This window comes from Polaromonas sp. P1_E1_2, assembly GCF_056406035.1.
The window spans coordinates 21,919-44,599 of the sequence record NZ_JBFUAZ010000002.1 but is presented as its reverse complement, the minus strand read 5'-3'; the positions used below and the strand labels follow the sequence as shown (position 1 = coordinate 44,599).

Below are 22,681 nucleotides of genomic sequence, written 5' to 3'. Positions count from 1 at the left end.
CAGGCCTTCCTTGACCAGCGTGCCGCCTCCATTGATGGAGCCTGCAAAGGTGCCGTTGGTGGTCTGGTCGAATGTCAGCACGCCGTCGTTGCTGATGACTCCCTGCAGGCTGGTGGTGCTGCCGGTCAGGCGGGCATTGGTTCTGACGAAAGTGCCGCCGGTGTAACTGTTGGCGCCCGTCAGTACGGTGGAGGAGCCGCCGATAGCGAATACCTCGACCCACCCGCTGCCGCTGATTGCGGGGGAGAAGATGTAGGGGGTGGCGTCGTCCTGATTGAACTTGATGCTGGAGCTGGCATTGCCGAAAACCACGGCGCCGGCATCCAGGGTACCGCTGGGCCCGATGTTGCCGATGACCAGCGTCCCGGTGCCCACATTGCCCAGATGCAGGGTGCGGGTGCCGCCTACCGTCACGGTGGCGCCGGTGCGGATGCCCAGGAGCCCGTCTCCATTGTTGCCAACAATGAACTGGTCTCCCGGAGCCAGGCTGGGGGGGGACACGTTCAGGCTGGCGCCGGCGCCGCCGATGAGGATCTGCCCTCCGGTCGCCGTGTCGCCCACGCTCAGCCGCGTGGCCGTAACGCTTCCATTAATCAACAGGGATCCTGCGTTACCCGGCGCTGGCGTGGTGCCCAGCAGGAGCGTGTCGGCGGCMAGGGTGCCGCCGGCGTGGACGACCACCTGGCCGTCTCCCTCCACTTGCAGCGTGCCCACCTGGCCAGCCCCGGTAACGTCCACCTGCTGGTTCGTCGGGACCCTTGCCACGCTGGCGGCTGTAGGCGTGCCGCCACTCCAGTTGGCCGCGTCGTTCCAGTCCTGGGTGCCTGCGGCCGAGAAATCGTTGGTGGCCTGGGCATGGCCGGCATGCGGTGCCATGGCCAGGCCGGCGAATGCCAGCGCCAAGCCAAGTGGCTTGAGGGGAAAGTGCAGGCAGGAATTCATGCGGGCCAGTTTTGGAGTGTGGGTTCAGGCCGTGCCGGTCAACGGAACCCAAAGGCGATTGCCTTGCCAGAGGACATCGCGATCTCGGCTGCAAACGCAGTTAATGATTTAGCTAACATTTTTTAACGTGTGCCTCGCAGTAACTACGGCCTCTGGGAAGGGCTCCGTACGGGTGTGATGTCCATGTTTTGACTTTGCTTCACGTTACATTTTTTTGCAAGTAGGCCGTTTGACGACTTATAACGCCTAGAGCATCAAATAGAAGAACTAAAGAATTAATTTGATCTGGCGGCGCCGGTCAGGAGCGGCCGGAGGCTGGCCTGTAGCCCGAAAAAGCGGTGCGACACGCTGGAAATTGCGCCGCAGGGCACCGGATTCGGGCCTTTAAGTGCGCTGTTGCGGTGTCTGCGTTGCGTGCTGGCCACACCACAGCCGGGAACTGCAGCGGTTTGATCCGGTTGCCACGGCTGCTATCAAATAGCTAGCTCCCTGCGCTTGTCCTTATTGGCCAAAACAGCAATTTGATGGGCAAAAAATGTGTGCTGGAGAAGCGCGCTCCAGTAGCAATGGCCCCCGGGCGACGATTTCTGCACCCAAAACTGCCTGTTTTGGCATCAAAAATGACCCTCGCCCAATACTGACTTGCGCGAGTAGCTATGATTTTTATAGCGCTGTGTAGACATCTCTTCGGATAGCCAGGCTGGCCAGTCCTTTGGGTGGGTCAGGGGCTTCAGGCCAAAAACGCCCTGTCGGCCGCACGCACCAGCACCTGCCGCAACCACACATGCGCGCTGCGTTGTTGCGAACGCCGGTGCCACAGGGTATCCACGTGCACCGGTGACACGTCAAACGGCAGGGGGCGCAGCACCAGCTGGTCGGCAATGCCCGTCACCCCGACGAAATGCCGCGGCAGCACAGTAAGCAAATTCGAGTTGGCCACCACCCGCCCCGCCGTGAAGAACTGGTTGACCGTCAGCACCACATGCCGTTCCCGGCCCAGGGAGGCAAGGGCTTCGTCGACGAAACCATAGGGCCGGCCCGAAAAACTCACCAGCATGTGGCGCGCCGCGCAGAACTTGCTCAGTGTGAAGGGGCCGGTAGCCAGCGGGTGGTCTTTGCGCATGACGCAGACGTATTCGCCGTCATACAGCCGCTGGTGCAAAAAGGGCAAGGGCTCGCCGCTTTGCGCGCCGGCCGTCAGGTCGGCCAGCACCGAGGGAAAGTAGCCGACCGCCAGGTCGCACAGTTCCTCGTCCAGCAGGCGCCGCGGGTCGCGTGTGGTCAATGGAATCACGCGAATTGAGACACCGGGCGCTTCCTGGTCCAGTGTTTCCACCAGGCCGGGAATCAATTCAGCCGCGGTGGCATCGGCCATGGCCAGCACAAAGATGGTGGTGGCTTCGCCGGGCACGAATTCGTTGGGCACCAGCGACTCCTGCAACTGCTGCAGGGCTTCGCGCACGGCCGGCCAGATCGCCACGGCGCGCGGGGTGGGCGCCATGCCCTGGCCGCTGCGCTGCACCAGCTCGTCGCCCAGGGTTTCACGCAGCCGGCGCAGGGCGTTGCTGACAGCCGGCTGCGTCAGCGACAGGTTGCGCGCCGCCCGGGTCAGGCTGCGCTCAGCCATTACTTCGTCGAACACGCGAAGCAGGTTGAGGTCCAGGGTCCGGAAATTGAGGGGGGTCAAGGGCTTGGGGCGGGTGTTGAAGGGTGAAAAGAAGGTGAAAAGAGGGCGGAGAACCTCAGGTTATCACCAATATGAATGAATCACATCATAAAGATAAAGTTGAATAACATCAGTGATAACCCTAATATCCCTTACCCGCTGCAATTTTGGTTCAGCGGAGTTAACCCAAAGGGAGTTCACCATGACCAGCTTCGTCAATATCAAATATTCCACACAGCACCCCGGCGTTGTCCGCGCTGAGTCGGCCTTTGGTGCCGTACGCCAGCTGGGCGGTGCTTTTTCCGGCACCCGCGGCCTGGCCACGCTGCTGTTGTCCGCTGTTGCGGCCGCCGTGATGGTGGTGGCTTATCAGGTGATGGACAGCGTCGCCGAAGGCCACCTGCTGGTCATGTGGATCGGCCTCTGGGCTGTCGCTTTTGCTGTCCTGGCGATTTTCGCCGGCGCTGCGCGCAATGCAGCCGTCAGCCTCAAGGTCGGCCTGGACGCCTGGTCGCGTAGCCTGGCCGAAGCCCGCGCCGACCAGCGCCTGTGGCAAGCTGCCAAGAACGATCCCCGCGTGATGGCCGACCTGCAAGTTGCAATGGCCCGTCAGCAAGTCGCCGTTGAAGAGGCTGTTGCTGCCCCCGCAGCCGTGGTGTCCGCTCCGGCGGGCCTGACACAGCGCGCCCTCCGTCTGGGCGGTGCAGAACTGAAGGCTTTCCTGCGCAGCCAGGCCGACACGAAAGTTGCCGCTGCTGAAGCTGTGGTTGATGAGGTATCTGCTCCAGCCGGTCTGTCACAGCGCGCCCGCCGCCTCGGTGGTGCGGAAYTGCGGGCTTACCACCGCAGCTACATCTAAGCGCCAGGCGCCCCTGCGCTGCGCCGCTCTTTGCAGCGGCCCACAAAAAAAGCCACCGGATCGGTGGCTTTTTTTTGCCTTGGCGCAGTCATTGCACCAGGAATGAGGCGTACCGCAGGTTGTGCGAAACGCCCCGCGCTTGGTGTGCCGGTCAGGCGGCCAGGCGGCGCTCGATCGCGGCTTTGGTCTCCTCCAGCTCTTTCGGCAGGTGATGTTCGAGTTGCTTGAACAGTTCGGCGTGCAGCTCCAGCTCCTTGAGCCAGGCGGCCTTGTCGATGCTGGTCACGGTCTTGAACTGCTCGGCGCTGAAGTTAAGGCCGGTCCAGTTCATGTCTTCATAGCGGGGGCTGACGCCGGTGATGTGCTCGACGCCCTGGCCCTTGCCTTCGATGCGGTCGATCATCCACTTCAGCACGCGCATGTTTTCGCCGTAGCCGGGCCAGACAAACTTGCCGTCTTCGCCTTTGCGGAACCAGTTGGCCGTGAAGATTTTCGGCAGCTTCGCGCCCGAGGCTTCGAGTTTCTGGCCCACGTTGAGCCAATGCTGGAAGTAGTCGGCCATGTTGTAGCCGGCAAAAGCGATCATCGCGAACGGGTCGCGGCGCACCACGCCAACCTGGCCGGTGATGGCGGCCGTGGTTTCGGAGCCCATGGTGGCGGCCATGTACACGCCTTCCACCCAGTTGCGGCCTTCGGTGATCAGCGGCACGGTGTTCGAACGGCGGCCGCCAAAGATGAAGGCGTCAATTGGCACGCCGGCAGGGTCGTTCCAGGCCGGGTCCAGCGCCGGGTTGTTGGTGGCGGCCACGGTAAAGCGTGAATTGGGGTGGGCGGCCTTGGCGCCGGTTTCCTTGGCGATTTGTGGCGTCCAGTCCTTGCCTTGCCAGTCGATCAGGTGCGCCGGCAATGCCTTGCCGGGGGCGTCCTGCTCCATGCCTTCCCACCAGACGTCGCCGTCGTCGGTCAGGCCGACGTTGGTGAAGATCACGTTTTTGTCCAGGCTGCGCAGGCAGTTGGGGTTGGTCAGCATGTTGGTGCCCGGTGCCACGCCGAAGTAGCCGGCTTCCGGGTTGATGGCGTAAAGGCGACCGTCCGCACCCGGCTTGATCCAGGCGATGTCGTCGCCGATGGTGGTGACCTTCCAGCCTTCAAAGCCTGCCGGCGGCACCAGCATCGAGAAATTGGTCTTGCCGCAGGCCGAAGGGAAGGCCGCCGCGACGTGATACTTCTTGCCTTCGGGCGAGGTCACGCCCAGGATCAGCATATGTTCGGCCAGCCAGCCAGGGTTGCCGGAGCCGTCTTGCGAAGCCGCGCGGCCCATGTTGGAGGCGATGCGCAGCGCAAAACACTTCTTGCCCAGCAAGGCGTTGCCGCCATAGCCGGAGCCGTAAGACCAGATCTCGCGCGTTTCGGGGTAATGCACGATGTACTTGGTTTTGTTGCAAGGCCATTTCACATCTTGCTGGCCTTCGGCCAGCGGCGCACCCACTGTGTGCACGCAGGGGACGAATTCGCCGTCGAGGCCGAGCACGTCAAACACGGCTTTGCCCATGCGCGTCATGATCTTCATGTTGACGGCCACGTAAGGGCTGTCGGACAGTTCAATGCCGATGTGCGCGATGGGCGAGCCAAGCGGGCCCATGCTGAAAGGCACCACGTACATGGTGCGGCCCTTCATGCAGCCATCAAACAGGGGCTGCAGCGTGCTGCGCATTTCAGCGGGCGCCATCCAGTTGTTGGTCGGGCCGGCGTCTTCCTTTTTGGCCGAGCAGATGAAGGTGCGGTCTTCCACGCGCGCCACGTCRGTCGGGTCGGAGCAGGCCAGGAAGCTGTTYGGGCGCTTGGCTTCGTTRAGYTTTTTGAAGGTGCCGGCGYCGACCAGTTGCTGGCACAGGCGCTGGTACTCGGCGTCGCTGCCGTCGCACCAGTAAATGTTGTCGGGCTTGCACARGGCCACCATGTCGGCRACCCAGGCAATCAGTTTGGCATTCTTGACGTAGGGGGGCGTGTTGAGGTTAAGCCCTTGCATCGCGGGATGGTTCATCGAAAAAACTCCAAAGTTAAAAAGCGTTATTTCGGGAAACGTCGCGCGGCAACCTGGGTGGTTGCGACACGGAGACGTTTATCGGAATAAGGCTTGGAAGCTTCCCTTTGCACAACAAACAAGTCCCGGTCGGCGGGCGGTGCGCAAGCTTCAAAAGTGCTGCGGCGCAATGACAAAAAGCGGCAGCGTGAGGCTGCTTTTCATCTTCCACGGGTCGGCCAGTCAATTCATTTTAAGAAGATCGGCGCGAGTTACCTGTAAGTTACAGGCAAAAGTTATGCATAACCGGCATGAGGTTATGCATAGGCTACACCGGGGTTCCGGCAGTCATGACATCGGGGCGAAGAATGCCGGGACGGTCGTTTCGGCCCGCAATTTCAGGCTGGTTCTTCGATGAACAGGCTGAAGATGGCCGAGAGAGATGGGAGAGGGCACGGAGCCTGGAAACAAAAAAGTCCGCGAGATGCGGACTTTTGGGGTGAAAGCGGGGGCTTTCAGGCCATGTAGATGGCGATAAACGCCAGCAGGAACATCAGCACGCCGCCCACCACGGGCAGAACAATGGGGATCAACGGAACGATCGCGTCGACGGCATCCTGCTCCTGGGCGGGGGTGGCGCTGTCGTGGGCTGCATTGGTGGTGTGGCTGGCTGGACTGGACATGGGGGTGATTCCTGAAATGCTTGAGACTCTTCGCAGATTTTACCCGCATGAAGATGGTTACACGAAGATGCGGGCGACAAAGATGCCCGGCGCCTGGCTTGCGGTACCCTTTGCCATGCTTATTTGTGGAAGGAATACATGAAATCCCCAGCCCATTTCGCGCCTCAGCAGCGGTTCCGTTTTTTCCAGGCCGGTGCCGCCTTGTCCGCCCTGGCCCTGTTGTCGGCATGCGCTTCCGGCGGTCCCAACAGCGCCTCGGCAAAGCCCGTGCTGTATCCCAACGCCACCCTTAACCGGGTAGGTGACGCGCAAGGCCAGGCGGAGGCCAGCGCCTGCATGTCACGGGCGTCGGCCGCCGGGCTCAGCCCGTCGCAAAGCACCAACGAAGTCGGCCGGCGTGCCGGTGAAGGCGCAGCCGTCGGGGGTGTGGCTTCGGCGGTGGGCGCGCTGATCACCGGGCGCGGCGGCGAAGGCGTACTGCGTTCCGGCGCCGCGGGCGCCGCCGTGGGCGGCTCTGCGGGTGCGGTGTCAGGTGCGTTTCACAACGACAAACCCAACAGCACCTACCGTAGCTTTGTGCAGCGTTGCCTGAGCGAAAAGGGCTTTGAGGTGATCGGCTGGAACTAGGGTCTTAGCTTAGTGCTGCTCTGAAGCCTCAAAGCCGGCCATATTCAGTGCCGCCAGCACCTGCTGGATATGGTCGCGCCCGCGTGTCTGGATCACCAGCTCGATCTCCACGTTCTGGGCCGAGAGCATGGTGAAGGCGCGCTGGTGATGCACCTCATCGATATTGGCCCCGGCGTCGGCCACGGTGGCGGTGATCTTGGCCAATGAGCCCGGAATGTCGCGCACGCTGACCTTGATGCGGGCCAGGCGCCCGGCGCGCACCATGCCGCGCTCGATGATGGCCGCCAGCAGCAGCGGGTCGATGTTGCCGCCGCACAGCACCAGGCCGATCTTCTTACCCGCAAAACGCTCCGGGTACTTCAACAGCGCCGCCAGCCCGGCCGCGCCGGCACCTTCGACCAGGGTTTTCTCGATCTCTAGCAGCATGACCATGGCCTGCTCGATATCGCCCTCGTCCACCAGCACCAGGTCGTCGACCAGCTTCGCGATGATGGCCTGCGGGATGACGCCCGGCGTCCCCACCGCAATGCCCTCGGCGATGGTGCTGGTGCCCTGGGGGTGCCGGGTGCCCTTGATGGCGTTGACCATGCCCGGGAAGCGCGAGGTCTGCACACCGATGATTTCAATGCCGGGCTTGATCGCCTTGGCCGCCGTGGCCATGCCGGCAATCAGGCCGCCACCGCCGACGGCTATAACCAGCGTTTCGAGGTCGGGTTGCGCGTGCAGCATCTCCAGCACCACCGTACCCTGGCCTGCGACGATGGCTTCGTCGTCGTAAGGGTGCACGAAGACCAGGCCCTCCCGCTCAGCCAGCGTCAGCGCGTGGGTGCGTGATTCGTCCAGCGTATCGCCGTGCAGCACCACCTCGGCGCCAAAACCCCGGGTGCGTTCGATTTTGACGCCCGGCGTGAAGCGCGGCATCACGATCACCGCCCGTATGCCCAGCCGCTGTGCGTGGTACGCGACGCCCTGGGCATGATTGCCAGCGCTCATCGCGATCACGCCGCGGCGCCGTTCGTCGGCTGAGAGCTGGGCCAACTTGTTACAGGCGCCGCGCTCCTTGAAGGACGCGGTGTACTGCAGGTTCTCGAACTTCAGGTAAATCTGCGCGCCCGTCAACTGGGAAAGCGTCTTGGACTCCACGCAGGGCGTATCGAGCAGGTGGCCCTGCAGGCGCTGGGCGGCTGTTTCTATATCTTTGAGACTGAGCATGGGAATTCCTCTGCGGGGCTATGGTGGGATTGTGCGGGATCATCTTTGCGCATCTTCGCAGGAGTTTCTGTGGTGCATTTCACACGTGGGGGTACAAGTAGCGTCTTCCATGATGCTTCAAGCTGCGTTATGGTGGAGTCTCATTGAACCAGGTCGCATCTGCGGTGCTCATAGCCAGTGAGGCGCCGGTCTTGAAGCAGGGTATCTCACAGGCATGTCTACCAACCGTGTAGTTGCAAAGGGAGGTTTGTCCATGAGCAAGCGTTCCGTTAGCGAGCAGCAGTGGCTGCTGTCCCCCGGGCTGAAAGAGGCGCCGGTGCTGGACCTGATGTGCTCGCATTTCGTGCTGACGCTGGCGGCAAGGCAAGGCGCCAAGTTCAATGTGCGCCGCGACCTCAACAGCCTGCTCTCGCTCTCGGGCCGGCATCTTGTGTGGCCCCTGCCGGCGGTGCAGCGGTTGCGCGAGTTTCTCGGCCGCCGCTGCAAGGACAACGAGTTCTGGCGCGGCCATGAAAGCCTGACCGACACCGAGTTCATGGCGCGCCACGGCGCCTGGCGCGGCCCCTATGAAGAAGGCACGCTGTTCTTCTATCTCGACGAGCATGCGAAGGACCAGCCCAAGGACTTGCTCTCGGTGCTGGCTGCCACCGGCGAATGGCTGACCCAGGCGCTCAAGAAACAATCCACGCTGGTCGAGAAAAACATCGATGCACTGGCCAACCTGCTGCAGCTCAACCGGGCCGAGCGTGCGCTGCTGCTCTACGGCACCCTGGCACGCTACCAGCGCGACCTGCGCTCCCTGCTGGTGGAGTTCAAGGTCAACAATGCCCCCGAGGCGTATGCCGCCATTGCCGATGTGGCCGGCGTGAAGGCCCCCGAGGTTGCCGAAGCGCTGCGCGCCGGCTCGCGCCTGGAGCGCATCGGCATGGTCGAGAACCTGATTTCCGAGCACAACATCACCGACCTTGCGGACCTGATGAAGGTCAGTGAAAAACTGCCGCCCGTGCTGATGCGCGAATACCGCGACCAGAACGAGCTGATGGCTGTGTTTACCCGGCCGGCCGCGCACAGCAGCCTGGGTCTGGCGGACTTCGCTTTTGTGCAGGAGGATGCGCAGGTGCTGGTGTCGCTGCTGCGCAATGCGGTGGCCGGCAAAGAGCAGGGCGTGAATGTGCTGCTTTACGGCCCACCCGGCACCGGCAAGACCGAGCTGGCCAAGGTGGTGGCACAGGCCGCCGGCCTGGACCTGTTCGAGGTCGAATATGCCGACCGCGACGGCAACTCGCTCAGTGGCCGGGACCGCTACCGTTCGCTGCAAATCGCGCAGGTTTTCCTCAAGGGCAGCACGCACTCCGCCTTGTTGTTTGATGAAGTGGAAGATGTGTTTCCGCCGATTTCCAGCGAAGCCGCGCAGCTGATGGCGCGCTCCGAACAATTGCCCGTACCTGCCAGTGGGTCGGTCAGCGGCAAGGCCTGGGTCAACCAGATCCTTGAATCCAACACCGTGCCCACCCTGTGGGTCACCAACCGCATCGAGCAGATCGACCCTGCTTTTCGCCGGCGTTTTGCCTACCACCTCGAACTCAGGTCGCCGCCGCCGGGTGCCCGTGAAGGCCTGGTGCGCAAGACACTGGAAGGTGTTCAGGTCAGCGATGCCTTTGTGGCCAAGCTGACGGCCCGCAAGGGCCTGACGCCCGCGCAAATACGCACGGCTGTCCGGTTTGCGCGGCTGGCCAGCGCGCCCGAAGACGCGGTGGATGCGCAGGTGGACACTGAGGGCATGCAGGCCATCCTGTCCGGCGGGCGGCCGCTGTTGATGGAGTCGCTGATCGAGCGCCAGCTCAAGAACGCCGACGTGGCGCTGGGCAACAGGGCGGAAGCTTCCGGCCGGCGCAACGCGACCACATATGACCTTTCCATGCTCAATGTCGAATCCCGGTTCGAGGTGCCGCGTATCGTTGAAGCACTGAAAAGCCGAAGCCACGGCAGCCTGTGTTTTTACGGCCCGCCGGGCACGGGAAAGACGGCATTGGCCGAACACATCGCCAAAGCACTGGATTTGCCGCTCATCATCAAGCAGGCCAGCGACCTGATGAGCAAGTATGTCGGTGAAACCGAACAGAATATGGCGGCGATGTTCCGCGAAGCTGAATCGGAAAAAGCCGTGCTGCTGCTGGATGAAGCGGACAGTTTCCTGCAGGACAGGCGCGGCGCCCAGCGCACCTACGAAGTGACCGAGGTCAACGAAATGCTGCAGGGCATGGAGCGCCATGCCGGCATCTTCATCTGCACCACCAACCTGCTCGAAAGCCTGGACCAGGCGGCGCTGCGGCGTTTCACCTTCAAGATCAGGTTCATGCCGCTGACTCACGCGCAGCGTGAGCAGATGTTTGTCACCGAAGCACTTGGAGGCGATGCCGACCGGCTTGCGGCCCCGCTGCGGGAGAGGCTCGGCAAACTGGTGCAGCTGTGTCCGGGCGATTTTGCGGCCGTGAAGCGGCAGGTGGATATTCTCGCGGCAGAGTTTTCCAGCGAGGAATTTTTGGCCCAGCTAGAGGCCGAGCACCGCATCAAGCCCGAGGTACGCGAAGGGCGGGCCATGGGGTTCATGCAATAAGAACAGGCGCTGTTACAGACGCTCCGTCAGGGCCGGACTGCTATCAAAAGAATAGCTGCTTACGCCCGTCACTATTGGTCTGAGGCCTGATTTTTATACGCAGGCCAGGTTGGCTTCGTTTTTACGCCGTACGTCCTCGCTGACCTTCAGCTGCGCCTGCCGCACGATGCGGCCCCCTTCAATCCACAGCAATTGCCCGGGCTGCAGCTGTTGCCAGTTTTCATTGAGCGTCAGCGGCTGGGTAGCGACGACACACAACCGGTCTTCCTGGACATTGGTTTGGGCAAAGTCGATGCTCAGGTCGGCGTCAACGAGCTTGGCGTGTGAAAACGGCCATTCCCGCACCAGGTAATACAGCCGCGTGGAGCAGTGCGCGAACAGGGCTTGCCCGTTGGAGAGCAGGTAGTTGAATACGCCATACTCGCCCGTGCCTTCGCTCATGCTGCACAGGGTGTCAAACACGGTGTCCAGTGAGCAGGGTTCGCGCGGGCTGATGGCCTTGAGTTTTTCCATCAGGGCGCAAAAAGCGCGTTCGCTGTCGGTGGTACCGACGGACTGGTAGTTGCCGCCAAGAGCCGGAAAGTAATTGATCAGGTCGCCGTTGTGGGCAAACAGCCAGTGGCGGCCCCAGAGCTCACGGGTGAACGGATGGCAGTTCTCCAGGCGCTGCGGATCGCCCTGCGTCGCCTTGCGGATATGGGACACGACATTGCAGGACTTGATGGCGTAGCTTTTGAGCAGCTCGGCCACGGGTGAGGTGGCGGCCGGCTGGCTGTCCATAAAAATGCGGCAGGCCTTGTCTTCAAAAAAGCCGATGCCGAAGCCGTCGCCATGATGGTCCGTCAGACCGCCGCGTGCGGCAAAACCCGTGAATGAAAAGCGAAGGTCTGCGGGTTTGGCAGCATTCATTCCGAGGAGTTGGCACATTCCTCTAGTGTCCCAGAATCTTGGAGAGGAAATCCTTCGCCCGGTCGGTCTGCGGGTGATTGAAGAAGTCCGTGGGCGTGTTCTGTTCAACAATCTGGCCCTGGTCCATGAAGATCACGCGGTCGGCCGCTGCCTTGGCAAAGCCCATTTCATGCGTCACGCACAGCATGGTCATCCCCTGTTCGGCCAGCGAGATCATCACGTCCAGCACTTCCTTGATCATCTCGGGGTCCAGCGCGGATGTCGGCTCGTCAAACAGCATGATTTTCGGCGTGAGGCACAACGCGCGCGCTATCGCAACGCGCTGCTGCTGGCCACCCGACAGCTGCAGGGGATACTTTTGTGCCTGCTCCGCGATGCGCACCCGCTCGAGCTGGTGCATGGCCCGCTCGGTCGCTTCTTTTTTGGACAGGCCCGCCACCCAGGTTGGCGACAGCGTCAGGTTTTCAAGCACGGTCAGGTGCGGRAACAGGTTGAAMTGCTGGAACACCATGCCGACCTGCCGGCGCACGGCATCAATGGCCTTGATGTCGTCGCCGAGGACGGAGCCGGCCACAGTGAGCTTGCCTTCCTGGTAGTCCTCCAAGGCATTGATGCAGCGGATCATCGTGGATTTGCCCGAACCGGACGGCCCGCAAATCACCAGGCGCTCGCCCTGCTGCACGTCCAGCTGCAGGTCGCGCAGCACATGGAAATTGTTGCCATACCATTTGTTGACTTTGTCAAAGCGGATGATGGGATCACTCATGTTGGTCCTTGTTTTTTTGTCAACGGGCCTTGCCCACAGCCAGCCGCCGCTCTATCCAGAGGCTGTAGCGGGACATGGCGAAGCAGCAGGTGAAGTAAATCGCGGCGATAAAGAGGTAAGCCTCAATCTTGAACGGCCGCCAGTTCGGATCGGACCCGACCGCCAGCGAAAGGGCCCCGGTGAGTTCATACAGCGACACGATGGTCACAAGGGAGGTGTCCTTGAACAGCGAGATGAAGTTGTTCATGATGCTGGGCACCACGGCGCCCAGCGCCTGCGGCAGGACAATCTTGACCTGCGTCTGCCAGTAACCCAGGCCCAGGCTGGCGGCCGCTTCGGTCTGGCCCTTGGAGAGGGACTGCAAACCACCCCGGACGATTTCCGCCATATAGGCCGCGGCAAACAGCGTGATGCCGACGATCACCCGGATCAGCACGTCGGGCGATTTGCCGATGGGCATGAACAGCGGAAACATGAAGCTGGCCATGAACAGCACGGAGATCAGCGGCACGCCACGAATCAGCTCGACGTAGATGACGCACAGGGTCTTGATGGCGGGCATGTTGGAGCRCCGCCCCAGCGCCACCGCCACCGCAATCGGGAAGGCGATCGTCATGGAGATGACCGTCAGCATGACGGTCAGCGGCAGGCCGCCCCACTGGTCGGTGGACACTTTGGAGAGCCCGAACATGCCGCCGCTCATGAGCGTGAAGAACGCCGTCAGGACCACGACCCAGATCAATCCCAGCCAGGGTTTCCAGAACCAGCGGCTGCAGCTTGCAACCACCAGGCCCAGCAGCAAAAAGGTTGCCAGCTCCGGCCGCCAGTGCTCTGTCAGGGGGTAGCGGCCCAGCAGGATGATGCGGGCTTTTTCGTTGATCACGCCCCAGCATGCGCCCATGCCGCGTGCGGCCTGGCAGGCATCCGCGTCGGCGGCGGTCACGGCATTGAACACCGCCCAGCGGAGGGCCGACGATGCGGCCCACAGCAACAGGGCGATGACCCCGACCGACACCAGCGCATTGCCAACGCTGGAAAACAGGTTGTTGCGCAGCCAGGGGCCCGGGCCCTCCATCTTGATGGGGGCCGGGCGGGGCGCGACGGGAACAAAGGTCTGGTTCATGTCAGCGTTCCTTGATGGCGGCGCGGCTGTTGAACCAGTTCATCAGCGCCGAGGTGGCCAGCGATGTGGTGAGGTAGATCAGCATGATGATGGCAATGCATTCGACGGCGCGGCCGGTCTGGTTGAGCGAGGTGTTGGCAATCGACACAAGGTCGGGGTAGCCCACGGCAACGGCCAGCGACGAATTTTTGGTGAGGTTCAGGTACTGGTTGGTCAGCGGCGGGATGATGACCCTCAGCGCCTGGGGCAGCACCACCAGGCGCATGGAGTGGCCGCGCGAAAGTCCCAGCGACGCGCTTGCCTCGTGCTGGCCCAGCGAGACCGAGGCAATGCCGGCGCGGACCACCTCCGCCACAAAGGCCGAGGTGTAAAGCACCAGCCCGAGCAACACCGCCAGGTATTCAGGCGACAGCGCGCCGCCACCCTCCACTTGGGTTTCCGTCAGCTTCGGCAGGTTCCATTCGGAAGGCGCACCACCGGCCAGCCAGCCCAGGAGCGCACCGGCCGCGACCAGTCCCAGCACCACCCACAACAYGGGACGCGCATGGCCGGTCTGGTCAAAGTGGCGGCGTGCCCGGCGCGCATAAACAAACCCCGCCACACCACCGGCCGCCATGCCGACGAGGGCCAGCGTCTGCCCGAGGTGCCACACCGGAAAGGGATAAGACAGGCCGTTCTTGCTGATATACACCAGGCTGCCGATATGCAGGGCCTGGTCAATGGCCGGCAGGTATTCCGTGAACAGCAGGTACCACATCAGCAGCTGCAGCAGCACCGGGATGTTACGGAACATCTCGATGTAGCCGTAGCACAGGCCGCGGATCAGGGCGTTTCGCGAAAAGCGTCCCACRCCCAGCAGGGTTCCCAGCACGGACGTGAGCACAATGCCCACCACGGCCACGCGAAGGGTGTTCACCAGCCCCACGAGGAAGGCTTTCCAGTAGGGATCGATCGAGTCGTAATTCAGCCAGCCTTCCCCAATGTCAAAACCGGCGGGCTGAAACAGAAAATCAAAGCCGCTCTGGATACCGCGCGTCTTCATGTTGCTCATGGTGTTGCTCACGAGCAGCCACACGAGGAAGACGATCAGGCTGACGGCCAGGATCTGGTAAACAACGGCGCGCGCCTGCTTGCTGCGCCAGGAAAAAACTCTGCGCCGCAGCGCCGGCGCCGGCCGTGCGGGAATCAGGGAATGCTCGGACATAAGGCGGTTACCCAAGTAAAACGGGCCGCTCGTCAACGGATGGTTGCGAGCGGCCCGTTGCGTTTAGCGCATCGGAAGGAGTCGTTCAGCGCACCGGCATGGCGTACATCTGGCCGCCTTTATTCCATTGGTTGTTTTGGCCGCGCGGCAGTGCCAGGGGCGTTTTGGGGCCGACGTTGCGGTCGAAGATTTCACCGTAGTTGCCGACGGCCTTGACGGCGCGAACCAGCCATTCCTTGTCCAGGCCCAGCAGCTTGCCGGTGTCTTCGCCACTACCGGTCAGGCGCATGACCACCGGGTCTTTGCTTTCCTTGGTCATGGCATCGACATTGGCCTGGGTCACGCCATATTCTTCCGCTTCGATGAGGCCGTAGATCACCCATTTGACAATGGCGAACCATTCATCGTCACCGCGGCGCACCATGGGGCCCAGCGGCTCCTTGGAGATCAGCTCCGGCAGGATCAGGTGGTCGGCCGGTACTTTGGCTTCCTTGTTGCGCACCGAGGCCAGGCCGGATGCATCCGTGGTGTAGGCTTGGCAACGGCCGGAGAAGTAGGCGGCGTTGACGGCTTCCTGCTTTTCAAACACGACGGGCTTCATGTTGAGGTTGTTGGCCTTGGAGAAGTCCGTCAGGTTTTTTTCCGTGGTGGTTCCGGACTGCACGCAGACGGTGGCGTTTTTCAGCTGCTTGGCGCTTTTGATCTTGCTTTTCACCGGGACCATGAAGCCCTGGCCGTCGTAGTAGGTGACGGCGGTCATGTGCAGGCCCAGAGAGGCGTCGCGCGTCAGCGAGAACGTGGTGTTGCGCGACAGGACATCAACCTCGCCGGACTGCAGGGCGGTAAAGCGCTGCTGGGCGTTCAGGGGAACCCACTTGATCTTGCTGGCGTCGCCCAGCACGCTGGCGGCGACGGCTTTGCAGACGTCCACGTCGAGCCCGGTCCAGGCGCCGTTGCTGTCGGCAGAGGAAAACCCGGCCAGCCCGACGTTCACGCCGCAGATGACCTGACCCCGTGCCTTGATGGCGTCCAGTGTCTTGCCGGCATGGGCAGGTGCCATGGCCGCAACAGTGAGGCCGGCCGCTGCAAGGGCGACAAGTCCATGTTTCTTTACGAGTTTGATCACGGGGATTCTCCAGTCAATAAGTAGGTCGACATCAGCACGAACCATGCCAATGGCGGATGCTAGCCCAACTATGGCGGGTACCTCTCAGGGCAAGCCCTTACGAGGCCAAGACAAACCACGGCGAAAGATGCATAACCTTATGCGGGAATACGGCTGACAGGGAACCCCAATCATCCCCGGCACAATGGCCTTCTGACAGTTTGCTTGCGCCGGTGGTACCGCAGCCAGGCAAGTTCCGGGTGAGTCCATTGGTACGAATCTTGCGCCGCATTTCCGCAAGGGCTGAATTTTCTGCTCCGGCTTTTGTCGGGTTCTGATGGACTTGCCGCGGACTTCATCCCCCAAACCCGAGCGGTCTCCGTTGGAGCCTGCGGCCGGGGGAGGGGTTTCACGTCTTGATGCATGTTACGAAAGCTCAATAACAATGGCTTTTCTTGAAGACTTGCGGGTGGCGCAGGAAGGCGTCCTGTCCCTGGGCTTCTGGGCATTGCAGGTGTACCGGCTGGGGCACCTGCGCTACCGGTTTCAGTCCAGGTTGGTGCGTTATCCGCTGGGTGCCGTGCACCTGGTGCTGGCCAAACTGGCTGAAATGTTTTGCGGCGTCACGATAGGTGTCTCGGCCCAAATTGGGCGGCGCCTGGTGATTGAGCATTCCGGTGCAATTGTGGTGCATGGCCGCGCCGTGATCGGGGACGACTGCATCATCCGCCAGGGCGTCACCATCGGCAACCAGCGTATCGACAGGCCGCTCGAGGCGCCGCACATCGGCAACCGCGTCAATATCGGCGCCGGCGCGAAGATCCTGGGGGCTGTACGGATCGGGGACGACGTCGACATTGGTGCCAATGCCGTGGTGATCACGGACGTCCCCGCCGGAGCCCTTGCCGTGGGTGTGCCGGCCCGCATTATTTTGAGGAGCCGTGACGATGCTTCCTGAAGCCAGCGAAACGCCTTGCACGGTCAGCATCGTCATCAAGGCCCTGAACGAAGAAAAGCGCATTGTGGCCGCGGTAGAAAGTGCGCTGGCGGCCGTCCAGATGGTCGGTGGCGAGGTCGTGCTGGCCGATTCCTGCTCCAGCGACCGCACCGTAGCGCTGGCGTCTGCCTATCCCATCCGCATCGTGCAGCTGGCACGCGCCGATGAACGTTGCTGCGGCATCGGTCCGCAGCTGGGGTACCAGCATTCGGCGGGCGAATTTGTGTACATCCTGGATGGCGACATGGAAATGCTGCCCGGGTTTTTGCCGCAGGCGCTGGCCTTCATGCAGGCGCACCCCGACGTGGCCGGCGTGGGAGGGCAGGTTGTTGAGTTGAACACCAGCAGCCTGGAATATGTGGCGCGTGTGGAGCGGGGTCTGGGCCATATGCAGGCAGGCATGGTGGACCGGCTGGACATGGGCGGCCTGTACCGCAGGGCCGCGGTGGAGCAGGCCGGGTATTTTTCAGACCGCAACCTGCACAGCTATGAAGAGTTCGACCTGGCGATGCGCCTGCATGCCAGGGGCTGGAAACTGTGGCGCCTGGGCACCGATTCCGTGCGGCACCATGGCCACGATGCGCCTCCCTATCAGTTGCTGGTGCGCCGCTGGCGCAGCCGCTACATTTGCGGCCTGGGTGAAGTGCTGCGCGCGGCCTGGGGCGAGTCGCACCTGGGGCTGGTGCTCACGCGGGTGCGCGAATTGCGCCTGTATGCTGCCGTACTGATGTGGTGGGCAGTGTTGCTCGCTGTTCTGGTGGTTCCCATGCCGTGGACAGCGCGCATCGGGGCCTTCTCCTGCATTGYAGCGGCACCTCTCCTGTTGATGACATGGCGAAAGCGCAGCGCCACCAAGGCTGTGTTCTCGGTCGTGTCGTGGTGCTTTAACGCCGCTGGCCTGGTACGCGGGTTGTTGACACCGCAGCGCCCTGCGCGGGCGGCCATAGACAGCGTCGAAATCCGGAATACGCCTGGCGCAACTTAAGGGGCCTGGGCGGACGGTACCGCGCGGGATTAGGTCATCGGCTTGCGAGGGCCTAATCCGCCCCGGCGCAGACGCGCAGCACTTCGGCCCCGTAGGCCTCGAGTTTTTTGACGCCGATACCACTGATGCCTTCGAGATCGGCAATGCCTTGCGGCGCGCGTTCTGCAATGGCTCGCAAGGTTGCATCATGAAAGATCACGAAGGCGGGCAGATTGTGTTCGCGGGCGACTTCGGCGCGCCAGGCCTTCAGGCGGGCCAGACGCTCCAGCGCGCCGGCATTGAGCGAGGCTTCGGCCATGCCTTTGGCGGAGGTCTTGGTGCCTTTTTGGGAGCTGCCTTTGCGCCGTTCACTGGCGCCGGCCGACTRCTCGCGCAGCATCACGCTGACTTCGCCCTTGAGCACCTGGCGTGCATCAGGCAACAGCTGCAACGTGTTGAACGCATCGGGGTCGACCCGCACCATGCCCTTGGCGATCAATTGGCGTAACACGCCACGCCACTGCACTTCGGACAGGTCGGCGCCAATGCCGAAGGTGCTGAGCTTGTCGTGGCCGTACTGCAATACTTTTTCGGTCGCCTTGCCGCGCAGGATGTCCATCAGGTGGCCTGCGCCAAAGCTGATGCCGCTGGCCTGCTGCACGCGGTAGATGCAGCTGAGCATCTTGCGCGCGGCTTCGGTCGCGTCCCATACCACCGGCGGCTGCAGGCAGTTGTCGCAGTTACCGCAAGGCTGACTGTCTTCGCCGAAGTAATGCAGCAGGCTGACACGCCGGCAACGCGTGTCTTCAGCCAGCGTCAACAAGGCATCTAGCTTGCCGCGCATGACCTGCTTGAACTCTTCGCTGGCGGCTTCGCTGGTGTCTATCATGCGGCGCTGGTTCACCACGTCCTGCAGGCCGTACGTCATCCAGGCATTGGCCGGGAGGCCGTCGCGGCCGGCGCGGCCTGTTTCCTGGTAGTAGCCTTCGATGTTTTTCGGCATGTCCAGGTGGGCGACAAAACGCACGTCGGGTTTGTCAATGCCCATGCCGAAGGCAATCGTCGCGACCATCACCGTGCCTTCCTCGCGCAGGAAGCGGTCTTGCCGCTGTTGGCGCAGGGCACTGTCCAGACCCGCGTGGTAGGCCATGGCCTTGAGACCGGCATCCTGCAGGGCTTCGGCAATTTCCTCCACGCGTTTGCGTGACTGGCAATACACAATGCCGGCTTCTGCGGCGTGTTCGCTTTCAATGAATCGCAGCAGCTGGCGCGTGGCGTCGGTTTTTTCGACGATGGTGTAGCGGATGTTCGGCCGGTCAAAGCTGCTGACGAATGCGCGTGCGTCTTCCAGCTTGAGCCGCTCAATCATGTCCTGCCGTGTCAGCGCATCCGCGGTTGCCGTCAGGGCAATACGCGGCACGTTCGGGAAGGTTTCGTGCAACAGGCTCAAGGACCGGTATTCGGGCCGGAAGTCATGACCCCACTGGCTTACGCAATGCGCTTCGTCAATCGCAAACAGGCTGAGCAGGCCGCGTTCATGCAGGGAGCCGAGCAGGCCTTTCATGCGCGGGGTGTTGATGCGCTCGGGCGCAGCGTAGAGCAGCGTCAGCTCATTGCGCAGCAATTGCTTTTCAAGCTGGCTGCTTTCTTCAAAGCTTTGTGTCGAGTTTAAAAATGCGGCGGACACGCCGGCCTCATGCAGGGCGCCCACCTGGTCATGCATCAGCGCAATCAGCGGCGAGATCACCACCGTGACCCCGTGGCCGGCGTTTTGCCGCACGATGGCCGGGATCTGGTAGCACAGTGATTTGCCTCCGCCGGTGGGCATTAGCACCAGGGCATCGCCGCCGCGAACCACATGGTCCACGATGGCCTCCTGCGGCCCGCGGAAGCTGTCATAGCCAAAAACCCGGCTGAGCACGTCCAGGGGTGTCGGCAAAGGCGCAGAAATGGGCAATGAAGACAAGGTTTTAAGCCGGAAAATCGAAACGATGAAGAGGGGTGCTATGAAAATAGTAGCTGCTTGCGCTGGTGGAATAAAGGCTGCGAGCCTGTTTAATGCATAAATAGCAGTAAAAAACCGGCTACATCTGCTCCCAGGGCAAGCCATCAAACCGCCAGCCCGAGAGCGTGGAGCGTTGGAACTGTTCGTCGAGCTCACCTTCAAAGCCATGCACCACATGCTGCACATCAGAAAAACCGGCCGCTTCCAGTGCCTTGCCGGCGTCCAGCGTGCGCTTGCCGGATCGGCAAATCAGCAGCACCGGCTGCGCCTTGCCGGCAGCTTCGCGCGCCACGGCGTCGGCGAACTTTTGCGGGTCCGGCTGCAGGTCGGGGTATTCGTACCACGGCACGTTGACCACGCCTGGGGGGCGGCCGACGTACAGCGACTCGATCTCCATGCGCACGTCCACAAACAGCGCGTCAGAATGTGCCTGCAGCCAGGACCAGGCTTCTTTGGGTTGAAAGTTTTTCATGTTCAGGGCAATACCCCTATTGTGGCTGATGGCGCCCCCACGGTCGCTCACTGCGTGTAGCTCCCTGCCCCCAAGGGGGCGCTGCGCCTGCGGCCCGGCAAAGCCGGTTCCGCGGCCCTTGCTGGTTGAAGAGAACCCGTCGAAGTCTGCTGAAAAAGCTGCCGCGCCTTAAAATCGGAGCATGAAGCCAATCATCTACACACGCGGGCAGCAGCTGCCGGCCATCCTGGAACAACGTATCGCCATCCTTGACGGTGCGATGGGCACAATGATCCAGCGCTTCAAGCTCAACGAGGCCCAGTACCGGGGCGAACGCTTCAGGAATTTTCACAAAGACGTGAAGGGCAACAACGAGTTGCTGAGCCTGACGCGCCCCGACGTGATCCAGGACATCCATGAGGGCTACCTGGCTGCGGGCGCCGACATGATTGAAACCAACACCTTCGGCGCGACTACCGTGGCGCAGGCCGACTACGACATGGCCGACCTGGCCGTCGAGATGAATTACGAGTCGGCCCGCATCGCCCGTGCCGCCTGCGACAAGTATTCGACGCCCGACAAGCCGCGTTTTGTCGTCGGCGCCCTTGGACCTACGCCCAAGACGGCGAGCATCAGCCCCGACGTGAACGACCCGGGCGCGCGCAACACCAGTTTCGAGGAGTTGCGCAAGGCGTACTACGAACAGACCGAGGCACTGGTCAAGGGCGGCAGCGACGTACTGCTGGTCGAGACCATCTTCGACACGCTCAATGCCAAGGCGGCGCTGTTTGCCATTGACGAATACTTCGACAACTCCGGCGAGCGCCTGCCCCTGATCATCAGCGGCACCGTGACCGACGCTTCGGGCCGCATCCTGAGCGGGCAAACCGTGACGGCCTTCTGGCACAGCGTGCGCCATGCCGCACCACTGGCAGTCGGCCTCAACTGCGCACTGGGCGCCACCCTGATGCGCCCCTACATCCAGGAGCTGGCCCGCGTGGCCGGAGACACCTTCATCAGCTGCTACCCCAATGCCGGCCTGCCCAACCCCATGAGCGACACCGGTTTTGACGAAACGCCCGACGTAACGTCCCGCCTGCTGCGCGAGTTCGCCGAGGAAGGCCTTGTCAACATCGTGGGCGGTTGCTGCGGCACCACGCCGGATCACATAGGTGCCATCGCCCACGCGGTCGCCCCGGTCGCCAGCCGCTCCTTGCAGCGTGGCGCCTTCTACAAAGAGGCCGCCTGAGGGCAGCGCTGCCCTGCATCACTTCCGGGTGATGCCGTCGGCTGGCCGAAAAAGCCGGTTCCCTGATGCACGTGTACTTAATAAGTATGCATATGAGATGACGTGCCCGGCGATGTCCCGAAAAGTCATATTTCGCGGCTATAGTCAGGCCCYTTTGCCGAACCCTGTTTTCATTCTCCGGCGCTGCGCCCTGCAGCGTTGATGGTTCGGCAAAACAACGCAACACAACACAACCAAGGAAATCATGAAGGTGGGTTTATTCATCAAGGCCGCAGCGGCATTCACGTTGGCGATGACGGCTTTCGCAGGCCATGCACAACTGTCGCCCCAAAAACCGGTGACGATCGTCGTGCCCTATCCAGCCGGCGGCCCGCTGGACAACGCTGCRCGCATCCTGGCCGAGAAGCTGCGTCCCCTGCTCAAAACCGAAGTCACGGTTGACAACCGGCCGGGGTCCGGCGGAAACGTGGGTGCGGCCCTCGTCGCCAAGGCGCCTGCAGACGGCCATACGCTGGTGATGGGGGCGGTGGCCACCCATGCCATCAACCCGTGGCTCTACCCGAACATGCCCTATGACGCATTGAAGGACTTCACGCCCATCACGTTGGTGGCCCGTGTGCCGAACGTGCTGGTCATGAATGCCGAAACAGCCAGGCGGCTGAAAATCAAGGACACCAAGGACTTGATTGCCTACGCACGCAAGAATCCCGGCCGGCTGAACTATGCCTCCGGCGGCAATGGAAGCGCCGGCCACCTCGCGGGCGAGCTGTTCAAAAGCCTGGCCAAGATCAGCGTGGTGCACCTGCCTTCCAGCGGCTCGGCGCAGGCGCAGGCTGGCCTGCTGTCGGGCCAGACCGACCTGATGTTCGACAACCTGGCCTCTGCCAGCGCCAACATCAAGTCGGGCAAGCTGGTCGCTTTTGGCGTGACCACCATCAACCGCTCCAGCAGCTTTACGGAAATTCCGACCATCAACGACGTATTGCCCGGCTTTCACATCAGCACCTGGTTCGGCATCTTTGGCCCGGCCAACCTTCCCAAAGCTACGGCAGACCAGCTTCAGCGGGCATTCGCCGACGCGCTCAACACGCCCGACACCGCGGAAAAGTTTGCACGCATGAGCGCGACCCCCAGCCCCATGAGCTCTGCCGACTTTGCCTACATGGTGATGAAAGAGCATGCCGACTATGGACGCCTGATCAAGGTCGCCAAAATCAAGCTCGACTAAGTCGAAGGGGGCGGCCAGCCTGCCGCCTTCCCCGCTTTTCTGCCAGACGGA

General features: G+C 62.2%; 18 protein-coding genes and 1 pseudogene. 7 read left to right on the top strand and 12 right to left on the bottom strand.

The genetic code is table 11. The features are described 5' to 3' along the window. Positions 1-942: pseudogene (locus AC1D1P_RS00350) on the bottom strand (hypothetical protein); the annotation flags it as partial. Between the two features lie 730 nt (positions 943-1,672). Continuing rightward, complete coding sequence (locus tag AC1D1P_RS00345) at positions 1,673-2,629, bottom strand: LysR family transcriptional regulator (RefSeq protein ID WP_477670318.1); 957 nt, start codon at positions 2,627-2,629, stop codon at positions 1,673-1,675. 181 nt (positions 2,630-2,810) lie between these two features. Here AC1D1P_RS00345 and AC1D1P_RS00340 point away from each other — a divergent pair, with 181 nt between their 5' ends. Continuing rightward, entirely contained in the window at positions 2,811-3,467 is a 657-nt protein-coding gene (locus AC1D1P_RS00340) for a hypothetical protein (protein ID WP_477670317.1), read from the top strand. A gap of 151 nt (positions 3,468-3,618) precedes the next feature. Here the strand turns inward: AC1D1P_RS00340 and AC1D1P_RS00335 are convergent, their stop codons facing one another. Further along, positions 3,619-5,511 carry a phosphoenolpyruvate carboxykinase (GTP) gene (locus tag AC1D1P_RS00335; protein ID WP_477671770.1) on the bottom strand — a complete coding sequence of 631 codons (1,893 nt, stop codon included), beginning with the start codon at positions 5,509-5,511 and terminating at the stop codon, positions 3,619-3,621. Between the two features lie 494 nt (positions 5,512-6,005). Next, on the bottom strand, positions 6,006-6,173 hold the full coding sequence (locus tag AC1D1P_RS00330; protein ID WP_164483721.1) for a hypothetical protein: 168 nt from the start codon (positions 6,171-6,173) through the stop codon (positions 6,006-6,008). Positions 6,174-6,311: 138 nt separating this feature from the next. Between AC1D1P_RS00330 and AC1D1P_RS00325 the strand changes: the two genes are divergently transcribed. Further along, positions 6,312-6,800 (top strand): glycine zipper family protein, encoded by a 489-nt coding sequence (locus tag AC1D1P_RS00325; protein ID WP_477670315.1) that lies wholly within the window; start codon positions 6,312-6,314, stop codon positions 6,798-6,800. Between the two features lie 9 nt (positions 6,801-6,809). Here the strand turns inward: AC1D1P_RS00325 and AC1D1P_RS00320 are convergent, their stop codons facing one another. Further along, a complete protein-coding gene (locus AC1D1P_RS00320; protein ID WP_477670314.1) occupies positions 6,810-8,012 on the bottom strand; it encodes a threonine ammonia-lyase in 1,203 nt (400 codons plus the stop codon). A 253-nt stretch (positions 8,013-8,265) separates the two neighbouring features. Here AC1D1P_RS00320 and AC1D1P_RS00315 point away from each other — a divergent pair, with 253 nt between their 5' ends. Then, positions 8,266-10,629: an ATP-binding protein gene (locus AC1D1P_RS00315; RefSeq protein ID WP_477671769.1), complete on the top strand. Its 2,364-nt coding sequence runs from the start codon at positions 8,266-8,268 to the stop codon at positions 10,627-10,629. A gap of 93 nt (positions 10,630-10,722) precedes the next feature. Here the strand turns inward: AC1D1P_RS00315 and AC1D1P_RS00310 are convergent, their stop codons facing one another. The 5 genes from AC1D1P_RS00310 to AC1D1P_RS00290 form a co-directional block, all read right to left on the bottom strand. Further along, a complete protein-coding gene (locus AC1D1P_RS00310; RefSeq protein ID WP_477670312.1) occupies positions 10,723-11,556 on the bottom strand; it encodes a class II glutamine amidotransferase in 834 nt (277 codons plus the stop codon). Positions 11,557-11,560: 4 nt separating this feature from the next. Continuing rightward, the gene (locus AC1D1P_RS00305) at positions 11,561-12,304 is read right to left on the bottom strand and encodes an amino acid ABC transporter ATP-binding protein (protein ID WP_477671768.1); all 744 of its coding nucleotides are present in this window, start codon (positions 12,302-12,304) and stop codon (positions 11,561-11,563) included. A 19-nt stretch (positions 12,305-12,323) separates the two neighbouring features. Then, positions 12,324-13,427 carry an amino acid ABC transporter permease gene (locus AC1D1P_RS00300; protein ID WP_477671767.1) on the bottom strand — a complete coding sequence of 368 codons (1,104 nt, stop codon included), beginning with the start codon at positions 13,425-13,427 and terminating at the stop codon, positions 12,324-12,326. Position 13,428: 1 nt separating this feature from the next. Further along, positions 13,429-14,631 carry an amino acid ABC transporter permease gene (locus AC1D1P_RS00295; protein ID WP_477671766.1) on the bottom strand — a complete coding sequence of 401 codons (1,203 nt, stop codon included), beginning with the start codon at positions 14,629-14,631 and terminating at the stop codon, positions 13,429-13,431. An 85-nt stretch (positions 14,632-14,716) separates the two neighbouring features. Further along, positions 14,717-15,691, bottom strand: coding sequence for an amino acid ABC transporter substrate-binding protein (locus AC1D1P_RS00290; RefSeq protein WP_477670739.1), 975 nt, complete (start codon positions 15,689-15,691; stop codon positions 14,717-14,719). A gap of 490 nt (positions 15,692-16,181) precedes the next feature. Between AC1D1P_RS00290 and AC1D1P_RS00285 the strand changes: the two genes are divergently transcribed. Continuing rightward, the gene (locus AC1D1P_RS00285) at positions 16,182-16,694 is read left to right on the top strand and encodes a serine O-acetyltransferase (RefSeq protein WP_457281764.1); all 513 of its coding nucleotides are present in this window, start codon (positions 16,182-16,184) and stop codon (positions 16,692-16,694) included. Continuing rightward, positions 16,684-17,718 carry a glycosyltransferase family 2 protein gene (locus tag AC1D1P_RS00280; protein ID WP_477671771.1) on the top strand — a complete coding sequence of 345 codons (1,035 nt, stop codon included), beginning with the start codon at positions 16,684-16,686 and terminating at the stop codon, positions 17,716-17,718. The genes AC1D1P_RS00285 and AC1D1P_RS00280 overlap by 11 nt, the downstream gene beginning before the upstream one ends. Positions 17,719-17,770: 52 nt before the next feature. On the opposite strand, the gene recQ is transcribed toward AC1D1P_RS00280, so the two are convergent. Next, the gene (recQ, locus tag AC1D1P_RS00275) at positions 17,771-19,663 is read right to left on the bottom strand and encodes a DNA helicase RecQ (protein ID WP_477671765.1); all 1,893 of its coding nucleotides are present in this window, start codon (positions 19,661-19,663) and stop codon (positions 17,771-17,773) included. 118 nt (positions 19,664-19,781) lie between these two features. Next, positions 19,782-20,174 carry a rhodanese-like domain-containing protein gene (locus AC1D1P_RS00270; RefSeq protein WP_477671764.1) on the bottom strand — a complete coding sequence of 131 codons (393 nt, stop codon included), beginning with the start codon at positions 20,172-20,174 and terminating at the stop codon, positions 19,782-19,784. 181 nt (positions 20,175-20,355) lie between these two features. Between AC1D1P_RS00270 and AC1D1P_RS00265 the strand changes: the two genes are divergently transcribed. Together AC1D1P_RS00265 and AC1D1P_RS00260 are read left to right on the top strand one after the other, a co-directional pair. Continuing rightward, complete coding sequence (locus tag AC1D1P_RS00265; protein WP_477670306.1) at positions 20,356-21,402, top strand: homocysteine S-methyltransferase family protein; 1,047 nt, start codon at positions 20,356-20,358, stop codon at positions 21,400-21,402. A gap of 244 nt (positions 21,403-21,646) precedes the next feature. Beyond that, positions 21,647-22,630 (top strand): Bug family tripartite tricarboxylate transporter substrate binding protein, encoded by a 984-nt coding sequence (locus AC1D1P_RS00260; protein WP_457281759.1) that lies wholly within the window; start codon positions 21,647-21,649, stop codon positions 22,628-22,630. Positions 22,631-22,681 lie beyond the last annotated feature (51 nt).